The 10,460-nt window shown below is 47.8% G+C and carries 11 protein-coding genes and 1 riboswitch; of the genes, 6 read left to right on the forward strand and 5 right to left on the reverse strand.

What is annotated here, in order from left to right; genetic code table 11:
• Positions 1 to 80: 80 nt before the first annotated feature.
• Positions 81 to 1,379: an alpha-glucosidase/alpha-galactosidase gene (locus AC58QC_RS11055; protein WP_497415195.1), complete on the forward strand. Its 1,299-nt coding sequence runs from the start codon at positions 81 to 83 to the stop codon at positions 1,377 to 1,379.
• Positions 1,380 to 1,689: 310 nt separating this feature from the next.
• Here the strand turns inward: AC58QC_RS11055 and AC58QC_RS11060 are convergent, their stop codons facing one another.
• The 5 genes from AC58QC_RS11060 to AC58QC_RS11080 all read right to left on the reverse strand — a co-directional run bounded on the left by AC58QC_RS11060 (position 1,690) and on the right by AC58QC_RS11080 (position 7,010).
• A complete protein-coding gene (locus AC58QC_RS11060) occupies positions 1,690 to 2,007 on the reverse strand; it encodes a dehydrogenase (RefSeq protein WP_497415196.1) in 318 nt (105 codons plus the stop codon).
• 71 nt (positions 2,008 to 2,078) lie between these two features.
• Positions 2,079 to 4,283, reverse strand: coding sequence for an MMPL family transporter (locus AC58QC_RS11065; RefSeq protein ID WP_497415197.1), 2,205 nt, complete (start codon positions 4,281 to 4,283; stop codon positions 2,079 to 2,081).
• 74 nt (positions 4,284 to 4,357) lie between these two features.
• A complete protein-coding gene (locus tag AC58QC_RS11070) occupies positions 4,358 to 5,737 on the reverse strand; it encodes a sensor histidine kinase (protein ID WP_497415198.1) in 1,380 nt (459 codons plus the stop codon).
• Positions 5,734 to 6,414, reverse strand: coding sequence for a response regulator transcription factor (locus AC58QC_RS11075; protein ID WP_497245619.1), 681 nt, complete (start codon positions 6,412 to 6,414; stop codon positions 5,734 to 5,736). Before AC58QC_RS11075 ends, AC58QC_RS11070 begins: the two co-directional genes overlap by 4 nt.
• Before the next feature lie 149 nt (positions 6,415 to 6,563).
• Positions 6,564 to 7,010, reverse strand: coding sequence for a cupredoxin domain-containing protein (locus AC58QC_RS11080; RefSeq protein WP_497415199.1), 447 nt, complete (start codon positions 7,008 to 7,010; stop codon positions 6,564 to 6,566).
• A 346-nt stretch (positions 7,011 to 7,356) separates the two neighbouring features.
• Between AC58QC_RS11080 and uptA the strand changes: the two genes are divergently transcribed.
• The 5 genes from uptA (at position 7,357) to AC58QC_RS11105 (ending at position 10,027) form a co-directional block, all read left to right on the forward strand.
• Positions 7,357 to 7,956, forward strand: coding sequence for an undecaprenyl phosphate transporter UptA (uptA, locus tag AC58QC_RS11085; RefSeq protein ID WP_497415200.1), 600 nt, complete (start codon positions 7,357 to 7,359; stop codon positions 7,954 to 7,956).
• Positions 7,957 to 8,034: 78 nt separating this feature from the next.
• A complete protein-coding gene (locus tag AC58QC_RS11090; protein ID WP_497415201.1) occupies positions 8,035 to 8,601 on the forward strand; it encodes a thioredoxin family protein in 567 nt (188 codons plus the stop codon).
• Positions 8,602 to 8,620: 19 nt separating this feature from the next.
• Positions 8,621 to 9,244: an MBL fold metallo-hydrolase gene (locus AC58QC_RS11095; RefSeq protein ID WP_497415202.1), complete on the forward strand. Its 624-nt coding sequence runs from the start codon at positions 8,621 to 8,623 to the stop codon at positions 9,242 to 9,244.
• Between the two features lie 157 nt (positions 9,245 to 9,401).
• Complete coding sequence (locus AC58QC_RS11100) at positions 9,402 to 9,551, forward strand: hypothetical protein (protein WP_497415203.1); 150 nt, start codon at positions 9,402 to 9,404, stop codon at positions 9,549 to 9,551.
• Positions 9,552 to 9,754: 203 nt separating this feature from the next.
• Positions 9,755 to 10,027: a hypothetical protein gene (locus AC58QC_RS11105; protein ID WP_497415204.1), complete on the forward strand. Its 273-nt coding sequence runs from the start codon at positions 9,755 to 9,757 to the stop codon at positions 10,025 to 10,027.
• Positions 10,028 to 10,173: 146 nt separating this feature from the next.
• A riboswitch (cobalamin riboswitch) is annotated at positions 10,174 to 10,377 on the forward strand.
• Positions 10,378 to 10,460 lie beyond the last annotated feature (83 nt).

The following is a 10,460-nucleotide window of genomic DNA, read 5'->3' on the forward strand; positions in this document are numbered from 1 at the left end:
TTTCAATCCATATTTTTCAAAGCGGGCTTGCGCTATAGTAAGGATATGTTAATAGATGAACTATTGGAGGAGATTCTCACATGTCCAAAATTACTTTTTTAGGTGCAGGAAGCACAGTTTTCGCGAAAAATGTACTAGGTGATTGTTTGCTTACTCCCGCGCTGCAAGGCTTTGAAATCGCTCTCTTTGATATTGATCATGAACGGTTACAGGATTCAGCCAATATGTTGAATAACATCAAGAAAACAAGTGGAAGTACATCCATTATTAAAGCGTATACAAACCGTAAAGAGGCACTGAGTGGTGCCAAATATGTGGTGAATGCGATCCAAGTAGGTGGCTATGATCCATGTACGATTACGGATTTTGAAATTCCGAAGAAGTACGGATTGCGTCAAACGATTGCAGATACGGTTGGGATTGGCGGTATTTTCAGAAACTTGAGAACGATCCCTGTTATGCTGGATTTTGCTGCCGATGTGCGTGAGGTATGTCCGGATGCCTTGTTCCTAAACTACACGAATCCGATGGCAGTTTTGACCAATGTGATGAACACGTATGGTGGTGTGCGCACGGTTGGATTATGTCACAGTGTGCAATCTTGCGTGCCAGAGTTGTTTAAACACTTGGAGATGGATCAAACGGGAGTCAAAGCGAAAATCGCCGGTATTAATCATATGGCCTGGCTGCTCGAAGTGACCAAGGATGGTGTCGATCTCTATCCGGAAATTAAGAAGCGGGCGGCTGAGAAGCAAAAAGAGAAGCATAAGGACATGGTTCGTTACGAAATGATGCTGAAGTTCGGCCACTATATTACAGAGTCCTCCGAGCATAATGCGGAGTATCATCCGTACTTCATCAAGCGGAATTACCCAGAGCTCGTTGATCGTTTCAACATTCCGCTCGATGAGTATCCGCGCCGTTGTATCGATCAAATTAGTAGATGGAAGCAAATGCGTGAGGATCTCGTGAACGATGCAAGTCTGACACATGTGCGTTCGCATGAGTATGCTTCGTATATTTTCGAGGCGATCGAGACCGATGTTCCGTTCAAAATCGGCGGTAACGTCATGAATACCGGCTTGATCACGAACTTGCCGCGCGAAGCGTGTGTGGAAGTGACTTGCTTGGTAGATCGCAACGGTGTTACACCTACGTTTGTAGGGGATCTGCCTCCACAATTGGCGGCTCTGAACCGCACGAACATTAACACGCAGCTGTTGACGATAGAAGCGGCGATTACGCGTAAGCGCGAGCATATTTATCACGCGGCTATGCTTGATCCGCACACCTCGGCTGAGCTGTCGATGGATGATATCATCGCGATGTGTGATGAGTTGATTGAAGCGCACGGCAAGTGGTTGCCTGAGTATCACTAAGAAAAAGGCTGCGGGGATGGTTGTCCCCCGGCCTTTTTTTGTTTGGCTGGTGGGTGAGATGGGAGAGAGTGGGAAGCGCGTGAGATAAGCTCGGAAAACGAGCTTAAAGGGGTCGGTTGAACGGGATAGGCTCGGAAAACGAGCTTAAGTGGGGCTCGAGGCGCGTGCGAGAAAGGTAAGTGGAGCGAGCAAAGCAAATAAAAGCGGCAAACCGCAGCTATCACGCCAACCGAGCTGGTTTTGGCAGAAATAGATGCGATAGACCGCTTTTATCAAAAGGTTTGTGTACAAGCGGCGGAACCGCGCCGCCCTACCCGCCAAATGCGTCGCGAAACGCATCATTCAAGCTTTCCAGCTCCACGTTCCATAAAGGAGCGACCTCGGGCGCAACATTTTCGCCGAACCAGTCAGCTAGCAGCCGGCGATTGCTGCCATTCTCGACGATGAAGGGGAGGTTCAGCATCACTTTTTTCACGTAAATGGTCTCGGCAGACTTGATTTGCTCGGGGGTGAGCCATATTTTTAACCGCTTAATGGTCCGATATAGCTCCTTGTTGCATGCTCTCCGAATGGCACGAGCGTTGGGGAGTTGCTGTTTATGTCGTTCACTTTGTTTCTGATACACCATACAGGGATCGACGCTCCTCTCTCTGTTATGTGTATGCAAAGAGAGGGAGGAGAGCGACTAGGGACAAGAACCTATTGCGCCCAAGTTCGTGGAGCATTCTTCGCTTTAGCCTCACGCGGTCCCAAATTGATCATGAGTGCTGGGAGCAGCATGCCTCGAACGAGAAAAGTGTCGATTAGAATACCTGCCATCATCGCGAACCCAAACAGCAGCAACTCCTGCAAAGGCTGCGTCATTAAGACACAGAAGGTCGCCGCCAGCACGATGCCCGCTGAAGAGATGACGCCGCCAGTAAGCGCCGCGCCGCGCTGCACGGCTGCTCGCCAGGGATGGCGCCGCGCTTCCTCTTGCACCCTAGAGACCAAAATGATGTTATAGTCCACGCCTAACGAGATGAGAAAGATAAAGGTGTACACAGGCAGACGGTAGCTGAAGGCATCGTGTCCAAACCCGAAATGAAACACACTCCACACGACTCCCATTGTTGCTGCGTAGGACAGCAGCATGGTGGCCATCATGGTGAGCGCCAATCGAATGGAGCGGGCCTGCCAGATCAGCATAACGGTAATAAATAGCGTAATGAGTGAGAAAATAACCAACGTATCTCGCTTATTCATGGTACGGACATCAAGCTGCTCCGCAGTTTGGCCTGCGTAATGCAGCGTGAACTGGGCAGGCTCGAAGCCGCTCTGCCCAAGCATGGCTTCGCTATCCTTGCGTAAACCGGAGATCACTTCAAGCGCAGCTTGATCATAGGGATTCATCTTTAGGATCAGTTGGAGCTTTATCGTATGCTTCGGTAAATTGGCATTCTCAGGAGCTAACTGAGCTTGATCGAACGCCGGCGTAAGAGAGCTGACCCCCTCATACTGCTTGATAAGATTGGTCAATGTGCTCATTTTGGCGATGAATTCCGTATCCTGTACGATTTCTTTCTCCGACTCCAAAATAAGAGTGACTGGCGCTAATTCCCCCTGTGGGAATTGTGCTTCCAGAATTTCGAAGCCTTGTCTGGAAGAAATATCGCTAGGGAAGGATTTCATGAGGTTAAACGAATAGTGCGTTCCTAGTGTAGATAGAGCAGGTGCCACCAGAACGATAATGAGTACAAGAGCGGTTATCCGAGGCTTTGTGGTAACGCGAGCACTTACCCAAGCCCAGAAACCGAGAGGCTCTTCATTCACAAGTACCACATCAGCACGTGGAATAAAAGGCCAAAAAGCTCTCCGCCCAATCAAGGCAAACATAGCAGGAATTAACGTCAGTCCACCGAGCAAAATAACCAACATCGCGATGGAGAAAACAGGCGCAAAGTTATGATAGGGCTTGAACACAGCTGTGAATAAGGTGAGCATGGCGATTAGCACGGTGCCGCCGCTGAAGAAAATCGGTTCAGCCACGTTGGAGAAGGCCTTCGACATCGCCTCGTACTTGGAATCCGTTGTCCGCAGGGCGGAACGATAGCGCGCAATGATAAATAAGCAGTAATCCGTCAACACAGCAAAAAGCAAGATCATCATGATGGAGAGGGATTGCTTCTCGACGAAAATCCAGCCCATTTTGCCAGCCATACCTATGACTCTATCGACGACTACATACACTATGCCTGCGATAACCAAGGGTAACAAGGCCAACAGGGGGGATCGATAGATGATGATTAAAATGATGAGAATGATACCAAGTGTGGCGAGCATTAACACAAAATCGGCCTTTTTAAAGAGCATAATTGTATCGGATGAGATGCCCGCGGGACCTGTGATTTCAAGCTTCAGCGTCCCCAAGCCTATCTGCTCCGACGTATGACGAATCTGTTCAAGCGTATCATAGACAGGACCAGATGCCAGATCCTTCTGGAGGGAGAGCGTTAACAAGAGCGTTGTACGATCTGCGGAAAATAAGAGCTCTTGCTGTGCGGCGGGCATTTGATGAAAGGGTAGAGAACGCGTGACGTATGGCGGCTTCTGATCAGAAGCCAGCCACGCACTGATGCTAGTTATGGCGCCGCGTTCAGCATCCGTGATGGGTTGTTCGGAATTGAACACAAGGATGGCGGTTAAGCCGTCTTGGGAAGGGTAGGCCTCTTGTAATAACTGTTTAGCTTCTTCAGACAGTGTGTGGCCAGTTAGGCTGCCTTCACCACCGCTTTGGGCGACCTCTTTGGAAGATGGCGCAAAGGCGCTTAATAAAAGGATGGCAGCTAGCCAGCTAATGAGTACGATTTTGACACCTTTGGCACTGCTAACGAACTGGGCAAGACGTGTAAAAGCATGTTTCATGGCAGGTTCATTCCCCTCTCCTAAATCTACTTCGAATTGTAGGAGAGAAATATGAACGGATGATGAATGCCAGATTACAATCGCGGCAGTAGAACAGTGAAAGTCGTCCCTTTGCCGAGCTCACTCTGCACTTGAATACTGCCACCGTGCAGCTCGATAATTTTCTGAACAATCGATAAACCAAGTCCCGTGCCAGCACTGGCGCGGTTTCGGGACCGATCGGCTTTGTAGAAGCGAGTAAAAATATGAGGCAGCTCTGCCTCAGACATGCCAATCCCTGTGTCGCGCACCACAACGATGACCTCCGTCTCTGATGACTGAATCGCAAAGTGTAACGAGTCATGAGGACGAGCGTATTTGATGGCATTCGTAATGAGATTAAGCCAAACCTGATGCATCAATTGGTGGTCGGCCGATATGTTCGTTTCCGGTAGATCCAGTTCGATGTCGATCCCCTTCTCCGACCATTGCCACTCCGTATGAATGAGAATTTGACGGATTTGTTCATCCAAACGGTACACGGAACACTTAACTACATGACTCTCTTTATCTAATGAGGCTAGCATTAGGAGCTGTTTACTGAGAGAGGACAATCTTTTGCTTTCGTCTAAAATGATGTGAAGATAGTGCGCTTTCTCCTCCTCAGAGGTCGTCTGATCCAGTATGGATTGGGCGAAGCCCTGAATCGAGGTTAACGGAGACTGGATTTCATGGGAGACATTGCCCACGAATTCCTGCCGCATATCTTCAACCTGTTTGAGCGATTGCGCCATGTAGGTGAAATCTCGTGCAAGCTCCCCAATTTCATCTTGACGGGAAACGTCCATTGTCATTTCGTAGCTCCCGCCAACGATCCGTTTTGTAGCTTCTCGCAATTTTTTTACAGGCTTCACGATGAATTGGGAGAAAATAATGATGAGGACGATGCTGAAAAGGAAGGTAAGTCCGAGCAGAAAAGCCATCAGGACGCGCACGCCACCAATTTGCTGTTCCAAATTAGGCCGAACAAACAAAGCATACGTTTTTCCCTGCACCTGAACAGGAACACCGATACTGTTGCGCAGGCTATTTTCAAAATATCCGATCACCATCAGAACATGACGCTCCTGCAGCATCCCTCGGTACGTTTCTCCCGCTATAACGCGACGAATTTGCTCCGGCTCCAACTGCGTATGTTTATACGGCGTTCCATAGTAGGTCCCCGCCATCTGCTCATTCACGACATAAAGCTGGAACCCCATATTGGCAATATGGGTGAAATATGCAGCAGGCTCCACTGCCGGCATTTCTTCATAAAGAGATCGGATTTCCGTCGTTATTTTCCAAATTTGTTCCTCGTTCTGATCCCTTAATTTCGTTAGATAATACCAATTCGAAAGAAAGAGTGCGAGCACGGAGCTGACCATTGCGATGAGAATAAACGTAACAACGATGCGAAAGTATAATGTTTTCACCCTTCCGTCACCTCAAGCTTGTAACCAAGTCCTCTCACTGTCGTAATCATAAAATCATTCGTTTTCTCATAAAAACGCTCCCGCAGTCGCTTGATATGTACATCGATGGTTCGGCTGTCACCCTCATAATCTGTGCCCCACAGCATTTGAATTAGTTGCTCACGTGTGAAAATGCGCCCTGGATGACTCGCCAATTGTGCGAGCAGCTGAAATTCTTTGAGCGGTAGCAGCAGCGTTTCACCTGCGATCGTGACTTCATAGCTTTTGCGATTGATGACAGTGTGGCCAAGTGTAATCATCTCCGAGGAAACCAGCTGGTATCGCCGCAATAACGCGCGCGTTCGGAAGAGTAATTCCTTCGGCTCGAACGGCTTTACCACGTAATCATCGGTGCCTGAGGCAAAGCCTCGTTCTTTATCTTCAATCTCTCCTTTGGCTGTCACAAGAAGTACAGGAATATCGTAGTGTTCGCGGATTTCCGCGCATAGCTCCAAGCCGTCTCGCAGCGGCATCATGACATCGACAACGGCGAGATGGATTTGTTCCGTTTCCAGCAGTCTCGAAGCTTGTTCACCGTCACTTGCTTCAAAGACAGCATAACCTTCTTTGGAAAAGAGGAAGCGCATCAGTTCGCGAATATGGGCATCGTCATCGGCGACGAGTATGTGTGTTTTCACAGGGGGAGCACCTTCTTCGTTGGGAATCAATTGAGCTTGGCATCAGTGTAAACGAAAAAAAACCTTAATGCCACTTCTGCTATCGAGTCGCCTGATGATGACGATTCGAGGTAACAGAAGGATGACTTAAGGTTCGCTAGGACAAGAAACTAATTTACATTAATATAGCCAATCATCGGTCCGCTATGCGCCATATCCGTATGTGTCATGCAGATTAGGCGATACGTACCTGCTTGATTAGCTGTAAAATGTACGATGGTTTCTTTGCCTTTTTTGATTTCACCGCTGATATTGAGTCCCTCTATGAGAAAGGGATGACTCTCGCCATTGACGCCATAGATGCTGAGTTTAATATGTTCGCCTTTCCTCACGTTGACGGAACCGGGGTCCCATCGATAGGCTTCGATGGTTTTGCCATCAGCGGTGGTGGATTTGAACTCGCCAACAACCATATGAATGGTGCGTTCTGCCGCGGGCTCGGCAAAGGTTGGCAGGATGCTTTCTCGATTTACATACAGCCATCCAATGAGAAGGAGTAGAAGTGCGGCTGCTAGCTGAAAGACATGTTTTCGTTTGACAATCCATACTCGGGACATAGGGTCCGCCTCCTGTACAAGGGTCTTGTACATCTTATGCGGAGGCTTGTCAGCGCATGAATCGGGATTTACGAGTTACCACCACTCGTGGGGGAGTGGAAACCGATCCCGTTGGAACACGGGCTGATACACCGAGCCGATAAAGAGCTCAGCGCACCTGTTGAGGCACCTGTAGAGGCTTGTAAATCGCATATTGTGGCGTATTTTAACGATGAGTTGCTTACAAGTAGTGGTTGAGAGCCTGTCTATGATAGAATGTGGATGAGATCATTAAAATAGTTTTGACTAGGTAGCAGGTATATTTACAGCAAATATGATGGAAAGCAAAGTGAAGAGAGGGTTACGGATGAGTGAGTTGATTCACAGTGTTTTGATGTATTTGGAAGGCTTGGGGTACTGGGGGATTTTCCTTGGACTCATGCTAGAGGTCATTCCGAACGAATTGCTTTTAGCTTATGCAGGGTATCTCGTATCCAAAGGTCAAATTAACTTCGTGGGTGGCATGGTTTGCGCGGTCGTTGGGGGGACTTTGGCCCAAATCGTACTATATTGGATCGGGCGTTATGGGGGCAGGCCTTTCCTGGAGAGGTATGGGAAATACCTGCTGATCAGCAAGCATCATATCGATGTGGCGGAGAGCTGGTTTAATCGGTACGGCACGGGGATGATTTTTACAGCGAGATTTATTCCAATTGTACGTCATGCGATATCATTGCCAGGTGGTATGGCGAAGATGCCTTTGGGGAAATTCTCCCTGTACACGGCTTTAGCCTTAGTTCCCTACTCGTTTCTGTATATTTATTTGGGCATGAAATTGAAGGATAACTGGGAAACGATTGGCGAGTATGCAGGGCCATATATTAAACCTTTGATTATCGCTGCGATCGTACTGACGATTTTGTATGCAGGCTATCAATTTTATCTCAAAAGAAAAGCGAAAGTCTAACCAAGGTTGATTTGGCGGTTTCGTTTGCTTTTGTTACAATGAATGAGAATATGGACTTTTCTTGGGAGGATGAAATCAATGAGTACTAATCTTGCTAGTAAGCTGCGCACAGGCTTGAAGCCGCAACAGTTTATCGATGGTATGGAGAAAAATAAAGAGCAATTCCTAGCGTATTACGAAGGTTTCGCATGGGACAATGAAGAGGATAAGGAATATTTCGAATCCCTCAATAATCGCGATGATCTTCGTTGCTTGATTGTGGCTGCTGATTGGTGTGGAGACGTTGTTCGCAACGTGCCTGTTGTTTTCAAGGCTTTGGAAAATAGCGGCGTGCCGACAGAAGTTCTAATTATCGAGCAAAATTATGATGTAATTGATCAATTCCTAACAGGCGGCGGCCGTGCTATTCCGATCGTGATTTTCACAGATACAGGCGGTTTCGTGCTTGGACACTGGGGCCCTCGCCCTAAGAATGTGCAAGCGGTTATGACGCAATTCAAGAAAGAAAATCCTGATCGCGATGCGGCAGACTATAACGAAAAAATTCAAGTAGCTAGAGCAGAAATGGGCCGTCAATATGGCGAAGGTAACGGATATCATGCTGTTATTGTGAAGGAACTTCGTTCATTGATCGAGTCGTTCTAAGGGTGAGGGTGGCAACACGATGATCAACATTCAATCCTTCGTTCTAGGTCCGGTTCAGACGAACGCGTACTTACTGTCGAATCCAGAGACGAATCAAGGTATTATAATCGATCCAGGAATGAATCCCAAGTCGCTGATCAAAAAAATCGCCGACATGGATATCGTCGCGATTCTGCTGACACACGGGCATTTCGATCACATCGGTGGTGTAGATGAGATTCGTAAGCTCAAGGGCTGCCCCGTGTATATTCACGACCTGGAAGCCGATTGGCTGACGAATCCGAAGAAAAACGGCTCCGCACGCTGGCCTGATCTTGGCGCTCCGATTGTTACTGATCCTGCGGAATTCGCGCTGGATGAAGGACAAACGCTTGAGTTCCTGGGTATCCAGCTCAAGGTGTTCCATACTCCTGGCCACTCGCCAGGCAGTGTGAGCTTCTTGTATGATAAGCACCTCTTCAGCGGTGATGTATTGTTTAAATTATCGGTCGGTCGCACCGATCTTCTCGGTGGAGACAACAATACCCTGCTGGATTCCATTCAGGATAAGCTGTTTCTGCTGGATGACGATGTCATCGTCTATTCGGGCCATGGCGCGAAAACAACGATCGGTTTCGAACGTGAGAATAATCCATACGTGTAAGGCTAGTAGGACTGCTTCCTCTGATGAGGAGGCGGTCCTTTTTTGTGTTGTGCCGGGGCTGTAATGATGAAAAACACCGTTACAGCAAGGTGAGGCGCGAAAACTAGCTCTGTAGTGATGAAAAATACCGTTACAGTTGCGGAATCGAGGGGGATTCGTGATTATTCGTGCTGTAGTGATGAAAAACATCGTTACAGCAGGGTGTGGTGTGAAAATTAGCTCTGTAGTGATGAAAAACACCGTTACTGTTGAGGTGGTGCGATTAATAAATCGGCGGCAGTTGCCTAAGCTAGCTGCCTATGCCTAAAACGTATGTTGTTTCGCGCATATGCTCGTTCGCCCATGACACCCACCCAATTTATTAAGTAACTGGGTGTTTACCGTGTGCAACGTAGGTGGTTCCCCATAGACTGATGTTGTAAGCTATTCACCCAACTTCAACAATAACTTCCAAGTTAAACCGCAAGTTTGAAAGCCCATGTAAGGAAAATATGAAGGAGGTGCTCTCTCATGGAACATATAAAAGTTCCGAATTACCCAATGCAACCAATGCCAATGCCAATGCCAATGCCAATGCCAATGCCGACTCCGCTTCCAGCTCCTGCGCCTATTATGCAACAACCGATCCACCTGCACGCGTCCTACCAACAAACCGAATTTGTTTTCCCGAAACCAGTCCACACGCAAGCAGTTGCTTGTCCTCCGAAAAACAATTCGGCCGCTAGTATTCTTGTACTTTTCATTTTGTTAGTTATCATTACGCGTAGCATTTGTAAGTATTAATTTACGAATTGCACGGGTAAAAGAGGAAGGTAATCCCGCGGGACTTCGTGTCCTGGAGGGGTTGCCTTTTTTTGTTTGGTGAATGTTCAATCCTATGAAACTACTAGACAAATATAGGATTACCCGCTAGTATGAAGCCATATAACTACATAAATTGCGTGTAAGGTGCACTTCTTGATGTTTCTGTCGAAGGTGCTTAAAAGGGAAGTCAGGTGTAAAACCTGCGCGGTCCCGCCACTGTAAATGCGGAGTTACTTTTCTATCAGGCCACTGTCCCCGTCGGGGATGGGAAGGCGAAAAGTTTACGATGATGCATGAGCCAGGATACCTGCCTTATTTCGTTGTTGCTCTGATTCTCCGGGGGGTGGGAATTCAGTTAGCGTTCTGTAGCCAGTATGGCGCTACTATGTTTGTTTATTCATGAATTAAGAAG

It is taken from the genome of Paenibacillus sp. J22P51 (assembly GCF_059692215.1).